Source organism: Pseudonocardia sp. ICBG162, assembly GCF_020496225.1.
In the GTDB taxonomy this organism is placed as follows: domain Bacteria; phylum Actinomycetota; class Actinomycetes; order Mycobacteriales; family Pseudonocardiaceae; genus Pseudonocardia; species Pseudonocardia alni.
This window is the reverse complement of the sequence record NZ_JAHLJD010000031.1, coordinates 1,627,028-1,641,862: the sequence shown is the minus strand read 5'-3', so window position 1 is coordinate 1,641,862 and position 14,835 is coordinate 1,627,028. Positions and strand designations below refer to the sequence as shown.

The following is a 14,835-nucleotide window of genomic DNA, read 5'->3' as shown; positions in this document are numbered from 1 at the left end:
CGAACCATAGGGTCGGGTGGAGCAGCGTGTACAGACATCCGCTGTGCGGCCGGGGGCTACCCTGCCCCGCATGGTCTCCCCCGCGGACGAACCGCGTCCGCCCCGACCCCGCCGCACGCAGGACGAACGCCGGGCCAGCAGCCGGGCGATCATCCTCGCCGCCGCCCTCGAGGAGCTGTTCGAGAACGGCTACGCGCACTCCACGACCGTGACCGTGCAGCGGCGGGCCGGGGTGTCGCGCGGGCGGCTGCTGCACCACTTCCCCAGCCGCGAGTCGCTGCTCATCGCCGCCGCGCAGTACCTGGTCGTCGAGCGGATCGCCGACATGGAGCAGTGGGTGCTGGGCTCGGAGTACGGGCGCACCACCGGCCCCGCGCGCTGCGACCGGGCCGTGGAGCTGCTGTGGGACACGTTCCTGCAGCCGTACTTCTGGGCGTCGATGGAGCTGTGGGCCGCCGCCCGTACCAATGCCGACATCCGGGCCGAGCTGCTCCCCGCGGAGCGCCGGCTGGGCATCGCGCTGACCCACGTGGTCGCGGCGATGTTCGGGCCGGTGCTGTCCAGCCACCCCGACTTCGACGAGTGCCGCGACCTGCTGTTCACCAGCATGCGGGGGGTCGCGATGACCTACGCGATCCACCCCCGCGACCCGGTGACCGAGCCGCACCTCCCGAGCTGGAAGCGCCTGGCCCGCCGGATGCTCGACGTTCCCGACGAGGACCCGGCGGGCGGCGCCGACGGCTAGGAGACGCCGGCGAACTCCAGCGCCTCGGCCCAGCTCGCGCGCTTCGAGATCAGCCGCTTGTACTTCATGATCTGGGTGGGCCGGTCGATCGTGATCGTCCCGACGAGCCGGTCGCCGCGCCGGTAGAGCGCGAGGAACCGGTCGTCGCCCAGCTCGGAGGACACGACCCGGATCTCGTCGGCGGCCGGGCGGCCGACGAACTGGATCCGGCTGGAGTACCAGTCCGACCAGAAGTACGGCACGGTCCCGAGCTCGGTGGCGTTCTCCGGGTCGAGCGCGTTCTTCGCGGCCAGCGCGCCCTGCTCCGCGGCCGTCGTCCAGTGCTCCAGGCGCATGACCTCGCCGTCGAACAGGTGGTTCGGGAAGTGCACGACGTCGCCCGCGGCATACACGCCGTCGGCGGCGCGCAGGGTGGCGTCGGCGACGACGCCCCGGTCCCGCTCGTGCAGCTCGACGCCGGAGCCCTCCAGCCAGTCCGTGCAGGGCGACACGCCGATGCCGACGACCACCAGGTCCGCCGGGACCACCTCGCCCGAGCCCAGCCGGACGCCGGTGACGGCGCCGTCGGCGGAGGACTCCAGCCCGTCGACCGTCTCGCCGCAGCGCAGGTCGGTGCCGTGCTCGCGGTGCAGGTCCGCGCAGGCCTTGCCCATGTCCTCGCCGACCGAGCGGACCAGCGGGACCGGCAGCGTCTCGACGATCGTGGCGGACAGGCCGCGCTTGCGCGCCGAGCTCGCCACCTCCGAGCCGATGAACCCGGCACCGATCACGACGGTGCGGGCGCCCGCGTCCAATGCGGACCGCACGGCGAGCGCGTCGTCCCAGGTCCGCAGGGCGTGCACACCGGACAGCTGCCCGGTGCCGGGCAGCATCCGGGCCGCTCCCCCGGTGGCGACGACGAGCGCGTCGTAGGACAGCTCGGAGCCGTCGCCGATCCCGATCAGCTTCCCGTCCGTGTCCAGCGACGAGGCCGGGCTCCCCAGGCGCAGCTCCACCCCCAGTTCCTCACGCAGGTGCTCCTCGGTCCGGTACCGCGGGTCGGCGGGCTCCTCGCCGGTGTCGTCCAGGAACGCCTTGGACAGCGGGGGCCGGTCGTAGGGCAGGTGGCGCTCGGCACCGACCAGCGTGATCCGGCCGGTGTGGCCGGCCCGGCGGGCGGACTCGACGGCACGGATCCCGGCGAGCGACGCCCCGACGACGACGAGGTGCTCCACGGTGGTCCTCCTCGGGAACGAGCAGACGCCGGGGGTGGCGGCCCCCGGCGTCTGCGGTGTGGTGTGACGGGGTGGGGTCAGCTCTCGACGAGGCGCAGGGCCTCGGTCGGGCAGGAGGCGATCGCCGCCTCGCAGGCCGCGCGGTGCTCGTCGGACGGGGTGGCGTCGAGGATGTCGAGCGACCCGTCGTCACGCACCTCGAACAGCTCCGGCGCCTCGGCCTCGCAGAGGCCGAGCCCGCTGCACTTGCTCTCGTCCAGCTCGATACGAAGACCCATCACTTCTCCAGGGAGAATCGGAACGGCATGCGCTTCACCCCGCGCATGAAGTTGGTGCCCAGCAGCTCGGGCTCACCGACCTCGAACTGCGGGATGCGGAACAGCAGCTCACGGAACAGCGCCTTCAGCATGGACTTGGCGAGCTGGTTGCCCAGGCAGAAGTGGACACCGCCGCCGCCGAACCCGGTGTGCGCCTTCGCGTTCTCGCGCGACAGGTCGAACTTCTCCGGGTTGTCGAAGACCTTCTCGTCCATGCAGCCCGACGGGTAGAACATGACGACCTTGTCGCCGGGGACGATCTTCTTGCCGCCCAGCTCGGTCTCGACGACCGCGGTGCGACGGAAGGTCATCACCGGGCAGGCGTACCGGACGAACTCCTCGATGGCGTTGTTGATCCGGCCGTCGTAGTCCTCCATGAGCCACTGCTTCTGCTCGGGGAAGTGGGTGAAGGCGCGGACGGTGAACGACGAGGTGTGCCGGGTGGTGTCGGTGCCGGCGACGGCCATGAGCACGAAGAACGAGCCGATCTCGAACTCGTCGAGCTTCTGCCCGTCGACCTCGGCGTTGATCAGCGAGGTGATCAGGTCGTCGGAGGGCTCGGCGGTCTTGAGCTCGATCAGCTCGGTGGCGATGTCGTGCAGGTTCGTCGCGGCCTGCACCTGCACCTCGTCGGCCTGGCGGCCGGCGAGCACCTCGTCGTCGGCCCAGGCGACGATGTCCGCCGCGTTCTTCTCGGTGGCCTCGCGCAGGTGCTCCGGGATGCCCATGATGTCGCAGAAGATCCGGGTGGGCAGGACCTTCGCGACGCTGGTGACGAAGTCGATCTCGCCCGAGGTCTCGGCGACGACGCCGTCGACGACCTCCTTCGCGGCGAGCGCGATCTTGTCGTCGATCAGCTTGATCTGCTTGGGCGTGAACGCCGAGGCGACCAGCTTGCGCAGCCGGTCGTGCTTCGGGTTGTCCATCGCCAGGAAGGACTGGGTCAGCTCGAGGAAGATCGGCGGGAGCAGGTCGAACAGCACGCCCTGGCCGGAGACGTAGGTGTCGTTGTCCCGGCTCACGGCGACGATGTCGGCGTGGCTGACCACGGCCCAGTAGCCCGGATCGTCGGGGTCGGGGGTGACGGCGTCGTCGACCGGACGCTGCCAGGAGACCGGCTGCTCGGCGCGGAGGACCTTGAAGGTCTCCTCACGCTGCTCGGAGGTCTGGTTCCAGAACGCCTTGGTGGAGATGTCGACCGGGTAGTGCTCGGGCTTGCCCTCGCTGGTGGCCGGGATCATGTTCACGGCGTCCGGGTCGTACATCTCCGACTCGAAGTCGGTGGCGTCGAAGGTGGCGGTCATCGGATCTCCTCCGAGCCCTGCGGTCTGCTCCGCGGGCGGAAAGCTGGCGACACACGGTCGGGGAACAGTGTGCGGAGACGGGTGGGGGGCGGGCGTCACCCCGGGAGGGCGACGTCGTACCCCCAACGGGAGAGGGAGGGGCCCTCCCCGGCACGGGCGGTTGCCGGGGAGGGCCCGAGAGGGTGCTCAGTCCTCGGCGTGGCTGAGCAGCACGTCGTACGGACGGGCGTCGCGGGTGCCGGACAGGTCGAGGTGGACGTTCTTCTCCTCGACGTAGGGGTCCAGCGCGCGCGGGCCGAGCTCGCGGCCCACACCGGACTGCTTGTACCCGCCGAAGGGCACCTCGCAGTTGATCTGGTGTGCGTCGTTGATCCAGACCGAGCCGGCCTTGATCTTCTCGGCGACGTCCAGGGCACGGGAGTTGTCGCGGCTCCACACCGACGACGCGAGCCCGTACTGGGTGTCGTTGGCCAGGGCGACGCCCTCGGCCTCGGAGCCGTAGCGGATGACCGACAGCACCGGGCCGAAGATCTCCTCGCGGGCGATCCGCATGTCGTTGCGGACGCCGGTGAAGATGGTCGGCTGGATCCAGTGGCCGCCCTCGTACCCCTCGACGTGGGCCTCTCCGCCGCCCAGGACGGCGGTGGCGCCCTCGTCCTTGCCGGACCGGATCAGCTCGAGGATGCGGTCCTTCTGCTTCGCCGAGACGACCGGGCCCATGTCGGTCTCCCAGTCCCGGGTGTCCCCGAGCTGGATGGTGGAGGCCCGGGCGACCATGCGCTCCACGAACTCGTCGTGCAGCGAGTCCGGCAGCAGCAGGCGGGTCATCGACTCGCAGACCTGGCCGGAGTAGAGCATGCAGCCGTACAGCACGCCGTCGACGGCGATGTCCAGGTCGGCGTCGTCGAGGACCAGCGCCGGCGACTTGCCGCCGAGCTCCAGGGTCACCGCCTTCACCGTGCCCGAGGCCAGGCGCATGATCTCGCGCCCGACGTCGGTGGACCCGGTGAAACCGATCTTGCCGACGCCCGGGTGCGACGCCAGGCGGGCACCCGCGTCCGGGCCGGGGCCCGGGACGACGTTGAACACGCCCGGCGGCAGCCCGCACTCCTCGGCGATCCGGGCGAACTCCAGCGCCGACAGCGGCGTCTTCTCGTCCGGCTTGAGGATCACCGAGTTGCCGACGGCCAGGGCCGGCGCGAACTTCCACAGCGACAGCAGCAGCGGGAAGTTCCACGGTGCGATCGCGCCGACCACGCCGATCGGCTCCTTGCGGAGCGTCGACTGGCCGAGCACCGGGAACGTCGCCCGCGGCATGGGCGTCTCGAACTCGTAGCGCTCCGCCAGGCCCGCGAAGTACTCCAGGTGCGGGGCGCAGTAGCCGACGTGGAAACCGGTGGCCTGCCGCACGGTGGCGCCGTTGGCCATGATCTCCAGCTCGACCATCTCGTCGAGCCGCTCGCCGAGCCGGTCCGCGATCGCCCGCATCACCGACGCGCGGTGTGCGGGGGTGGCGCGGGACCAGCCGCCGTCGTCGAAGGCCGCCTGGGCCGCGTCGACGGCGGAGTCGATGACCGCCGCCCCGCCCGACGCCGCGGTGGCGACGAGCTCGCCGTTCTGCGGGTCGCGGATCTCCAGGTGGTCGTTCGAGTCCACGTCCTTGCCACCGATCCGCATCGGGAAGTGGCGGACGGTCGTCCCGGCGGTCATGCGGTGGGGTCCAGGACGATCTTGGTGGCCTCGCGCTCCTCGAACATCCGGTACGCCTCCGTCGCCTGCGACATCGGCATCCGGTGCGAGATGAACCGGCTCGGGTCGAGCTTGCCGGCGGCGATCAGCGCGAGCGTCTCGTCCATGTAGTTGGTGATGTTGGCGACGCCCTGCGAGATGGTGACGCCCTTGAGGTAGAGGTCGCCGAAGGGCAGCTCGATCGAGTCCTCGGTGTAGACGCCGGGGATCGAGATGGCGCCGCCGGAGCGCACCAGGGAGCAGGCCGAGAGCAGCGCCGACGGGTGGCCGACGGCGTCGATCACGACGTCCGCGCCGCGCCAGTCGGTGAGGTCCTGCACGGCGTCGGCCGGGTCGGTCTCGTCGGCGTTGACCGGGATCGCGCCGATGGCCTCCGCCTCCTTGAGCCGGGAGGCGACCTTGTCCACGACGACGGTCTGGGACGCGCCGAGCACGTTCGCGGCCATCGCGGCGCAGAGCCCGACCGGGCCCGCGCCGACCACGGCGACGGTGTCACCGGGCTGGATGAACTTGCGGACGGCCTCGTAGCCGGTGGCCATGATGTCGCCGACGAAGAGCTTGTCCTCGTCGTTGCCCTTGCCCTCGTCGGTGAGCTTGCGCAGCGTGCGGTCGGCGTTCGGCACGATCACGTACTCGGCCTGGCCGCCGGACAGGCTGCCGAAGGTCACGCCGAGACCGAAGATCATCGTGCCGAAGCACTGGCCGGGACGGTTGCGGCGGCAGTTGTAGCAGCTCCCGCAGCTCACGACGCACGACGCGACGGCCCGGTCGCCCTCGGAGATCAGGTTGACCCCGGACCCGACCGCCTCGACGGTGCCGAGGAACTCGTGGCCCAGGACGACGTCGTCCTCGATCACGATCCGGCCCTCGTAGGGGTGCAGGTCGGTACCGCAGATCGCGGTGAGGTCGACGCGCATCAGCACGTCACCGGGGTCGGTGATCTCCGGCTTGGGGACCTCCATGACCTCGATCTTGTGCGGCTCGCGGAGCACGACCGCCTTCATGGTCGCCATCTCGTCGGCGTCCCTTCCTGTGTCGTCGGGTGGGTCAGGCGTTCGCGGAGGCGTCCTTCTCGGCGACCAGCTCGCGGTACATCGGGAACAGCGGCTTGGTCAGCGGGACCAGCTTCAGGATCTTGTTGACCGGGCCCTTGGCCTTGACCTCGCCCTTGGCCAGCCCGACGGCGAGGTTGTACTCACCGCGCCAGAACTTGTCGCCGGTGTCGGCGCGCATCATCAGGGTGATGTCGGCCTTGTCCTCGTCGGCGCCGGTGTGCACGTCCAGGGCCGGCTCGTGCATCTTGACCCACATCTCGGTGTCGGGGTCGGTGTAGAGCACCCGCAGGTTGATGTCCGCGGCGCGCATCTTCGGGCCCGACTCCGGGTGGTCGTTGGCCGCGCGGAAGACGCCGCCGATGTACTTGTCGACCTCGTTGCTGTCGGCGAAGAAGCCCATCTCGATCTCCTCGTTGAGTGCTGGTGCCGACACCCGGAAGTGGGCGCCGTCGGTGGTACGAATGCTGTCCGGGAGCGAGGGGGGTCACATCGCTCCCGGGGGGTGGTTCCGTGCTCCCTACGGATGCACGGTGCGTGACGGACGGTTCCGCGCGGTGACCGTCGCGGCGCGTCCGTCAGGCGGGGGCGACCTCGGTGTACTGCTTGCGCAGCTCGCCCTTGACGAGCTTCCCGGTGGCGCTGCGGGGCAGCTCCGCGGCGAAGTCGACGCTGCGCGGGGCCTTGTAGTGCGCGATCCGCTCGCGGACGAACTCCAGCAGCTCGGCCTCGAGCTCCGGGGAGCCCTCGACGCCCTCGGGGGTCTGCACGACCGCCTTGACCTGCTCGCCCATCTCCGGGTCGGGCACGCCGATCACGGCGACGTCGTAGACCTTCGGGTGCAGGGTGAGGACGTCCTCGACCTCCTGCGGGTAGATGTTCGCCCCGCCGGAGATGATCATGAAGGCCTTGCGGTCGGTGAGGAACAGGTAGCCGTCGTCGTCGACGTAGCCGACGTCGCCGGTGGTGGACCAGTTCTCGTGCTCGGGGTGGCGCGCGTCGCGGGTCCGCTCGGGGTCGTTGTGGTACTCGAACGGCGGGACGTCGCGTTCGAAGTAGACGGTGCCGACCTCGCCGGTCGGGAGCTCCTTGCCGTCGTCGTCGCACACCCGGATGACGCCGAGGCCCGCCTTGCCGACGCTGCCGGGCTTCTCCGCCCAGGCCGCCGAGTCGATGAAGGTGACGCCGTTGCCCTCGGTCGAGGAGTAGTACTCGTGCAGGACCGGGCCCCACCAGTCGATCATCTTCTGCTTGACGTCGACCGGGCACGGGGCGGCCGCGTGCACGGCCACCCGCAGCGACGAGACGTCGTAGGAGTTCCGGACCTCGTCGTCGAGCTTGAGCATGCGCACGAACATCGTCGGCACGAACTGTCCGTGCGTGACCCGGTAGCGCTGGAGGTGCTCCAGGGTGTCCTCGGCCCGGAACCTCTGCGCCATGACGACGGTGCCGCCGAGGGCGTGCACGATGCCGCCGAACCGCAGCGGCGCGGCGTGGTAGACCGGCGCCGGGGAGTAGTAGACGGTGTCCTCGCCGAACTTGTACATCGGGCCGAACACCGCGGTGTAGAGGTCACCGGGCTCGTCGACCTGGATGGTCGGCAGCGCGGGCTTGATGCCCTTCGGCCGGCCGGTGGTGCCCGAGGAGTAGAGCATGTCCGCACCGCGGGGCTGCTCGGGCAGCGGCTCGTCGGGGGCGAGCTCCATGGCCGCGCCGAGGGCCTCGTAGCCCTCGACCGCTCCCCCGAAGGCGAAGCGGCGCTCGACGCCGGGCGTCCGGTCCACGAGCGCCTCGGCCAGCTCGCGCTTGGCGGCCGAGGCGAACAGGACCCGCGCGCCGCAGTCGGTGACGATGTAGGCGGCCTCGTCCGGGGACAGGTGGTGGTTGATCCCGGTGACGTAGAGGCCCGAGCGCAGCGCGGCCCAGTAGATCTCGAAGACCTCGGGGGCGTTGTCGGAGACGAACGCGACGTGGTCGCCGCGGCGCAGTCCGGCGTCGCGCAGGACGTGGGCGATCCGGCGCGAACGGTCGTCGAGCTCGGCGTAGGTCGTGGTACGGCCGGTCTCGGGCTGGACGACCGCCGGGTGGTCGGGCCGGGTGCGCGCATGGGTCCCTGGGAACACGGGCTGCTCTCCCCTTCGAGAGTGGGTCGGAACGGCGCCGGGGCGAGGCACCGCCGTCGCAGCCCGCATCGTGTCGGCACACCGGGTGACCCGGCATCCCTCCCGAGGGGGTGGTTCCTCCCCCGCTCGGGCGCAGGGGTCAGCCGCGCAGGAACCGCGCGACCGCCTCGGCCCGGGTGGACGCGCCGAGCTTGCGCAGGATGTTGCGCGCGTGCACCTTCACGGTGTCGACCGAGACGACCAGGCGGCGGGCGATCTCGGCGCTGGTCATCCCCCGGGCCAGCAGCTCGAGGACCTCCCGCTCCCGTGCGGTCAGCCCGGACCGGTCCGGTGCCGCCGGCGCGGCGCCGGCGACGGGTGTCGCCGCCGCGGGCTCCGCGAGGCCGTCGACGGCGGTCAGCGCGAGCATCTGCCCGGCGCTCAGCCGCACCGCGGTACGGAGCCGGGTGAGCTCCTCGGCGAGCAGGGCGCGTTCCAGCATCACCCCGCTCACCTGCGCCAGCAGCCCGAGCACGCTCCGGTCCGGCACCGTCGGCTCCCGGCCGGAGTAGCAGGCGTCGGCGTGGATGGTGGCGACGACGCGGCCGAACGCGAGCACCGGGCTGGCCACGTAGCCCGGCGTATGGATGTGGTCGACGATGGGGCGCCAGACGCGGTCGTCGTCGCGGGTGTCGACGAGTGCGGGCGCCCGGCGCCGCAGCATCTCGACCTCCAGACCGCCCGGACGGAGCTCGACGGGGTACCGGCAGGCGTTCTCGTGCGCCTCCGCGGCCTCCTCGGGCCGGTCCCGGAACACGGTGCTGCGCACCGCGAGCCGGTCGTCCTCCAGCCCGAGCACCATCACCCGGTCGAACCCGAACCGGTCGACGGCCTCGCGCGCCACCCATCCGAGGACCGCGTCCAGCGAGTCGTGCCGGGGCGCGGCCGCGAGCACCTCGGGGACGGCCGCCAGTGCACCGAGGACACGACGGTGCTCCTCCGGCTCTCCGTCCGGCCCGTCGACGACGCCGGCGGTCGGGTCGGGCGCCGTCAGGCGCCTCCCCAGGGACTGGGGCATCGCGTCCTCCTCGGGTGAGCCGCACTGCTCCTGCGGGCCGATGGGACCCGCCCTACACCGGCGGGGGTAGGGATCTACCGCCGCGACGTGATGGAACGCCCTGACCTGCGGCGATAGCTTCCGATGATCCCGTCCGGTCCGTTCTCGACCGAGACCTGCGGACCTGCCTTCCCACCAGAGGATCCCATCGTGGCCTACGTCATCACAGCGCCGTGTGTCGCCGACTACTCGTGCCTGGAGATCTGTCCGGTCTCCTGCATCCACCCGCATCCGGACCATCCCGACTTCGACACGGTCGAACAGCTCTACATCGACCCGCAGGCGTGCATCGACTGCGGTGCCTGCGTCGACGCCTGCCCGGTCGACGCCATCCACCCCGAGCTCGAGGAGCTCGCCGAGGTGGCGGGTGTCGACCTCGTCGTCGACGAGCGCGACCTGGCCGGGGTCGACCCCGCCTCGATCCCGGCCGGCGCCGTCCGGCGCAAGCACGACACCCTCACCGGGTGGGCCGGCCGTCCGCTCACCGGCGCCCCGCGCCGGATCGTGCTCCGTTTCCTCACCTCCCCGGTCGAGATCCTCGGGACCGACCGGGTCGAGGCGGTCCGGACCGTCCGCAACCGGATCGCCCGCGACGCCGACGGGGTCGCCCGCGCCGTGCCGACCGACGTCGAGGAGACGATCCCCGCGGGGCTCGTGCTGCGGTCGGTGGGCTTCCGCGGCACCCCGCCCGCCGGTCTGCCGTTCGACAGCGACCGCGGCATCGTCCGGCACACCGACGGCCGGGTTGCCGACCGCCCGGGGACCTACGTGACCGGCTGGATCAAGCGCGGCCCCACCGGGATCATCGGCACCAACAAGAAGTGTGCCCGCGACACCGTGCGCGCCCTGTTCGACGACCTCGACGCCGGTCGGCTCCCGCGCTCCGGGACCCTCGACCGCCGCTCCGTCGACGCGCTGCTCCCCCGCCCGGTGGACCTGGCGGGGTGGCAGGGCATCGACCGCGCCGAGCGCGCCGCGGGCGCCACCGAGGGCCGGCCGCGCCGCAAGCTGACCACGGTCCCCGACCTCGTCGCCGCCGCGGCGGGCGGCGGGCACCCGGTGCGCCGCTACGACGCCGTGATCGTCGGGTCCGGGCTCGGCGGCATCACCAGCGCCGCCTGCCTGGCCGCCGCCGGGAAGTCGGTCCTGCTGCTGGAGCAGCACGAGATCCTCGGCGGCTGCTCCCAGGTGTTCCGCCGCCGCGGCAACTGGGAGTTCGACTGCGGCGTGCACTACGTCGGCGGCTGCGTACCCGGCTCGGACGGGCTGATCCCCACCGTGCTGCGCGGCCTCGGCGTCGAGGACCGGATCGCCTGGTCCCGGATGGACGACGACGGCATGGACACCGTCCAGTTCCCCGACCACGCGTTCCGGGTCCCGACCGACTGGGACCGGTTCGCCGACAACCTGGCGCAGACCTACCCGTCCGACGCCGACGGGCTCCGCTCCGCCATCGCCGAGCTGCGCTACGTCGGCGAGAGCGCCGACCGGATCAACGACGTGCCGCACTCGGTGAAGGCCATCCTGCCGCTGGGGAAGCGCCCGTGGGAGGTCGCGGCGATCGTCCGCAGCCTGGAGCAGCCGATCTCGGCGTTCTTCGACCGGCACAAGCTCGGGCGCGAGGCCCGCGCCGCGCTGCTCGCGCTGGTGCACCTGCACAACACCGCCCCGGTCCGGACGCCCGCGCTGCTGCTGGCCGTGCTGCTGCGCCACTACTTCAAGGCCGGGGCCTACTTCCCCGAGCAGGGCGGGCAGGTCCTGGCGGCCAACCTGGCCGAGGTGATCCAGGCACACGGCGGGGTCATCCGGACCCGCGCCCGGGTGCGCTCGATCGACGTCGAGTCCGGCCGCGTCACCGGGGTGACCCTGACCGACGGCGAGCGCATCCACGCCGACGTCGTCGTCAGCAACGCCGACGTGCACAGGACCTTCCAGGACCTGATCGAGCCGCAGCACCTGAAGCGGAGCACCCTCGACCGGATCCGCCGGTTCCGGCGCGGATACTCGATCTTCTCCACCTACGTCGCGGCCGACATCGAGCTGGCCAGGACCCGGCCCGCCACCAACTTCGTCCTGCACGGCCGCTACGACATGCAGACGACCTACGACATCATGGACCGCGGCGGCTGGGACCCCGAGGGCTGGCTGGCCATCAGCTCACCGACGCTGAAGACCTGGGGGCGCAAGCACTTCGGCCCGCCCGGGCACAGCAGCATCGAGGCGTTCTGCTCCGTCCCCGGCGAGTACGACTTCTGGGGCGGCGGCGACCCGATGAGCGGTCCGTCGTACAAGCACTCCCCGCTCTACGAGCAGCGCAAGGCCGAGATCGAGGGCGTCGTCATGGAGCGGATGCTCGAGGCGCTGCCCGAGCTCCGGGGGCACGTGCTGTGGCAGGAGTCGGCGACCCCGCTGACCCACGAGCGCTTCACGCTGTCCCGGATGCCCTACGGCCCGGAGAACGCCAGGGACCAGATCGGCCCGGGCCGGCGGATCGCCGCGACGACCGAGATCCGCGGGCTGTACCTGGCCGGTGCCTCGACGACCTACATGTACGGCATCGCGTTCACGATGCGCGGCGGGGTCGGGACGGCGTCGGAGATCCTCGGCACCGACCTGCTCCGGCGGTTCCACCGGGGTGAGGTCATCACCGACGTCGCGGCCCTGCCCGAGCACGGCCCGGACTGGGACCCGTACGAGGTCAGCCGCGGGTACAGCCTCAAGGGCGCCCGCCGCGAGGAGCACGCCGCGGCCGTCGCCACCGGGAGGTGAGACCCGGGGCCGCCGCCTACGCGGGGCGGCGGTCCCGGTTCCGGCCCGCGAGGTGCCCGGCGATCGCGCCCATGACCACCGCGGTGAGCAGGGTGAGGACCAGCTGCGTCGGGTCGAGGCCCCCGGTGCCGAGGACGACCAGCGGCAGCACGAGCAGGTACCCCGCGACGGCCGCGCCGGCGCCGTGCACCCGCGGGTCGACGGCGTCGCCGATCCGGTAGCCGGCCAGCACGAACGCGACGACCGCGGTGATGATCAGCCAGGCCGGGCCGACCACCGGGATCTGCGAGCCCAGCGGCGCGGCGAGGCCGCCGATCACCAGCACGCTGAACGCCAGCGAGGCGCCGCGGACCAGGCTGACCCAGTCCACGCGGTCGGAGAACCAGTCGAACCCCGGGACGGCCACGAGGTCTCCCTTCGGTCGGCTCAGCGCAGGTGTCGCAGCGCGGAGGGTGTCAGCAGCGGGACGGTCCCCACCACAAGCAGCACCATCGCCGGGACGGTCTCCCAGCGCCCCGCCGAGGCGAGGAGCACCACCGACACAACGGACAGGACGACCGCGGGGTAACGGGCCGCGCGGCGGCGCAGCGCCAGGCCGGCGCCCGCTGCGACGAGCAGCACCGCGAGCAGGAGCAGCAGCCACGCCGGGTACGGCGCGGTCGTCCCGACCTCGACGACGGGGGCGCCCTGCCCGGCCAGCGTGCTCGCGGTGTCCTCGTCGACCGTCGACTCGGGCCGCAACCCCGCCCACGCGACGGCCAGCAGCACCGCGGTCAGCATCCACGCGGCGGCCGACACCACCAGTGCCCACGGCATCGTGGACCGGCTCCGCACCTGCTCGCTCATGGCCGCAGGCTAGAGCGCCCGTCCGGCCGTACGGACCCCTCCACGCGCAGGGACACCCACTACGGGAGAGGGAGTCACCACCCCCGGGAGACGAGCGGCCCGCCGCGACGGCGTCCACTGGTGCGATGACGGGACCCGTGTCCGGCGAGTCCCCCCGCGGGCCCGCGATCGACTTCACCGACGTCACGACGATGATCGACGACACCCCGGTGCTGTTCCGGCTCGGCCTGCACCTGGCGCCCGGCACCGTCACCGTCCTGATGGGACCGTCCGGCTCGGGCAAGACCACCCTGGTCCGTCACCTCGCCGGGCTCGTCGCCCCGGGCCGGGGCACCGTCACGGTCGACGGCGTCGACGTGCACGCGGCGGGCGAGGCCCAGCTGCGACGGCTGCGGCGCGGCATGAGCGTGCTGTTCGGCGGGCCGTCGGTGTTCGAGTCGTCGCTGTTCGGGTCGCTGTCGGCCTACGACAACCTCACCTACGCCCTCGACGGCCGCGGCCTGTCCCCGGAGCGGGTCGAGCGGGTCGCGATGCACCGGCTGCGCGAGATGCGGCTGCACGACCGGGCCGACGCGCTGCCCGCCGAGCTGCCCGCGCACGGGCGCAAGCGGCTGGCGATCGCCCGCACGCTCGCCGTCGAGGCCCCGGTGCTCGTCCTGGACGAGCTGGAGACCGGGCTGGACGCCGCGCACGCGGGCACGCTCGTCGCGGCCGTCCGGGAGCAGCACGAGCGCACGGGGGCGACGGTGCTGGTCACCACGCACGACATCGCGCTGGCCCGGGAGCTGGCCGACACCGTCGCGATCCTGTGCCACGGCCGGATCGTGGCCTGCGGGCCGCCGTCGGAGCTGCTGCACGGCGTCACCGACTCCGACGACTTCGACCGCCGCTTCCGCATCTCGGACTTCCTCGGCCCGCCCGACCCGGACGCGACCCGCGCCGAGCTGGACGGACCACGCCGCGGCTCCCGCACGATCGAGCTGGACCCGCGGCTGCTGGTGCCGGCACTCGTGGTGCTGGCGCTGGTCACCTCGTACTGCCTTTTCCTGCTGCTCACCCGCTGAGCCCCAGCCCACCGACCCCCACCGTCCGGAGGAACCGTGCCCACCCCGTCCCGCCACCGTGCCGCCCTGCTCCTCGCCGCGGCCGCCCTCACCCTCGGCGCCTGTTCGTCCCCCGGGCCCGCGGCCCCCGAGGAGCGGTTCACCCTCGCCGGCGGCGACACGACCGTCGACGTCGTCACCTCGGCGGCCGGCGCGGTGCTCGCCGACGGGCAGGGCCGGGTGCTGTACGCCCGCGTCCCGGCCGGGGACTGCACCGGTGACTGCCTCGCGCAGTGGCCGGCCTACGTCGCCGAGGGCGTACCGCACCCCGCCGACGCGGCGCTGAACCCGCTGCGCACCGACGTGCTGGGCACCACCCCGACGGCCGGCGGCGAGCAGGTCGTGACCTACGCCGGGCACCTCCTGCACCGCTTCGCGGGCGACGCGGCCCCGGGTGCGGTGACCGGCCAGGGCGTCGAGGCCTTCGGCGGGACCTGGATGCCGCTGAACCCGAACGGCGACCCGGTCCCGGCGGCGACCGTCCGCTGACCCGCACGGGAGAGCCCCGGCCGGATCC

The 14,835-nt window shown here is 72.4% G+C and carries 14 protein-coding genes; 4 read left to right on the top strand and 10 right to left on the bottom strand.

The genetic code is table 11. The features are described 5' to 3' along the window. The first annotated feature begins 70 nt into the window (after window positions 1-70). The gene (locus tag KPL60_RS32710; protein ID WP_226368172.1) at window positions 71-745 is read left to right on the top strand and encodes a TetR/AcrR family transcriptional regulator; all 675 of its coding nucleotides are present in this window, start codon (window positions 71-73) and stop codon (window positions 743-745) included. On the opposite strand, the gene KPL60_RS32705 is transcribed toward KPL60_RS32710, so the two are convergent. The 8 genes from KPL60_RS32705 to KPL60_RS34355 form a co-directional block, all read right to left on the bottom strand. Beyond that, window positions 742-1,959: an NAD(P)/FAD-dependent oxidoreductase gene (locus KPL60_RS32705; RefSeq protein ID WP_226354664.1), complete on the bottom strand. Its 1,218-nt coding sequence runs from the start codon at window positions 1,957-1,959 to the stop codon at window positions 742-744. The two genes, KPL60_RS32710 and KPL60_RS32705, sit on opposite strands and share 4 nt — an antisense overlap. A 77-nt stretch (window positions 1,960-2,036) precedes the next feature. Continuing rightward, window positions 2,037-2,237, bottom strand: coding sequence for a ferredoxin (locus KPL60_RS32700; RefSeq protein WP_062399393.1), 201 nt, complete (start codon window positions 2,235-2,237; stop codon window positions 2,037-2,039). Next, complete coding sequence (locus tag KPL60_RS32695; protein WP_226354663.1) at window positions 2,237-3,580, bottom strand: cytochrome P450; 1,344 nt, start codon at window positions 3,578-3,580, stop codon at window positions 2,237-2,239. The genes KPL60_RS32700 and KPL60_RS32695 overlap by 1 nt, the downstream gene beginning before the upstream one ends. A gap of 186 nt (window positions 3,581-3,766) precedes the next feature. Then, window positions 3,767-5,290, bottom strand: a complete 1,524-nt coding sequence (locus KPL60_RS32690) for an aldehyde dehydrogenase (RefSeq protein ID WP_178376694.1) — start codon at window positions 5,288-5,290, stop codon at window positions 3,767-3,769. Then, window positions 5,287-6,342 carry an alcohol dehydrogenase catalytic domain-containing protein gene (locus tag KPL60_RS32685; RefSeq protein ID WP_226354662.1) on the bottom strand — a complete coding sequence of 352 codons (1,056 nt, stop codon included), beginning with the start codon at window positions 6,340-6,342 and terminating at the stop codon, window positions 5,287-5,289. Before KPL60_RS32685 ends, KPL60_RS32690 begins: the two co-directional genes overlap by 4 nt. A 34-nt stretch (window positions 6,343-6,376) precedes the next feature. Next, window positions 6,377-6,817: an SCP2 sterol-binding domain-containing protein gene (locus KPL60_RS32680; protein WP_226354661.1), complete on the bottom strand. Its 441-nt coding sequence runs from the start codon at window positions 6,815-6,817 to the stop codon at window positions 6,377-6,379. Window positions 6,818-6,959: 142 nt separating this feature from the next. Next, complete coding sequence (locus tag KPL60_RS32675; protein WP_226368171.1) at window positions 6,960-8,504, bottom strand: acyl-CoA synthetase; 1,545 nt, start codon at window positions 8,502-8,504, stop codon at window positions 6,960-6,962. 139 nt (window positions 8,505-8,643) lie between these two features. After that, window positions 8,644-9,561 (bottom strand): LuxR C-terminal-related transcriptional regulator, encoded by a 918-nt coding sequence (locus tag KPL60_RS34355; RefSeq protein WP_305080731.1) that lies wholly within the window; start codon window positions 9,559-9,561, stop codon window positions 8,644-8,646. 189 nt (window positions 9,562-9,750) lie between these two features. Here KPL60_RS34355 and KPL60_RS32665 point away from each other — a divergent pair, with 189 nt between their 5' ends. Continuing rightward, window positions 9,751-12,369 (top strand): FAD-dependent oxidoreductase, encoded by a 2,619-nt coding sequence (locus KPL60_RS32665; RefSeq protein ID WP_226368170.1) that lies wholly within the window; start codon window positions 9,751-9,753, stop codon window positions 12,367-12,369. Window positions 12,370-12,385: 16 nt separating this feature from the next. On the opposite strand, the gene KPL60_RS32660 is transcribed toward KPL60_RS32665, so the two are convergent. Both KPL60_RS32660 and KPL60_RS32655 read right to left on the bottom strand, forming a co-directional pair. Beyond that, window positions 12,386-12,775 (bottom strand): hypothetical protein, encoded by a 390-nt coding sequence (locus KPL60_RS32660; protein WP_226354659.1) that lies wholly within the window; start codon window positions 12,773-12,775, stop codon window positions 12,386-12,388. Window positions 12,776-12,795: 20 nt separating this feature from the next. Continuing rightward, a complete protein-coding gene (locus tag KPL60_RS32655; protein WP_226354658.1) occupies window positions 12,796-13,215 on the bottom strand; it encodes a hypothetical protein in 420 nt (139 codons plus the stop codon). Between the two features lie 125 nt (window positions 13,216-13,340). Here KPL60_RS32655 and KPL60_RS32650 point away from each other — a divergent pair, with 125 nt between their 5' ends. Next, complete coding sequence (locus KPL60_RS32650) at window positions 13,341-14,279, top strand: ABC transporter ATP-binding protein (protein ID WP_226354657.1); 939 nt, start codon at window positions 13,341-13,343, stop codon at window positions 14,277-14,279. 36 nt (window positions 14,280-14,315) lie between these two features. Further along, complete coding sequence (locus tag KPL60_RS35005) at window positions 14,316-14,807, top strand: hypothetical protein (protein ID WP_226354656.1); 492 nt, start codon at window positions 14,316-14,318, stop codon at window positions 14,805-14,807. The last annotated feature ends 28 nt before the right edge of the window (window positions 14,808-14,835 follow it).

Bases quoted from the DNA above. Each gene is read 5' to 3' on its own strand.
- KPL60_RS32655 (WP_226354658.1), bottom strand. From the start codon at position 13,215: ATGAGCGAGCAGGTGCGGAGCCGGTCCACGATGCCGTGGGCACTGGTG.
- KPL60_RS32695 (WP_226354663.1), bottom strand. From the start codon at position 3,580: ATGACCGCCACCTTCGACGCCACCGACTTCGAGTCGGAGATGTACGAC.
- KPL60_RS32710 (WP_226368172.1), top strand. From the start codon at position 71: ATGGTCTCCCCCGCGGACGAACCGCGTCCGCCCCGACCCCGCCGCACG.
- KPL60_RS34355 (WP_305080731.1), bottom strand. From the start codon at position 9,561: ATGCCCCAGTCCCTGGGGAGGCGCCTGACGGCGCCCGACCCGACCGCC.
- KPL60_RS32690 (WP_178376694.1), bottom strand. From the start codon at position 5,290: ATGACCGCCGGGACGACCGTCCGCCACTTCCCGATGCGGATCGGTGGC.
- KPL60_RS32685 (WP_226354662.1), bottom strand. From the start codon at position 6,342: ATGGCGACCATGAAGGCGGTCGTGCTCCGCGAGCCGCACAAGATCGAG.
- KPL60_RS32650 (WP_226354657.1), top strand. From the start codon at position 13,341: ATGACGGGACCCGTGTCCGGCGAGTCCCCCCGCGGGCCCGCGATCGAC.
- KPL60_RS32700 (WP_062399393.1), bottom strand. From the start codon at position 2,237: ATGGGTCTTCGTATCGAGCTGGACGAGAGCAAGTGCAGCGGGCTCGGC.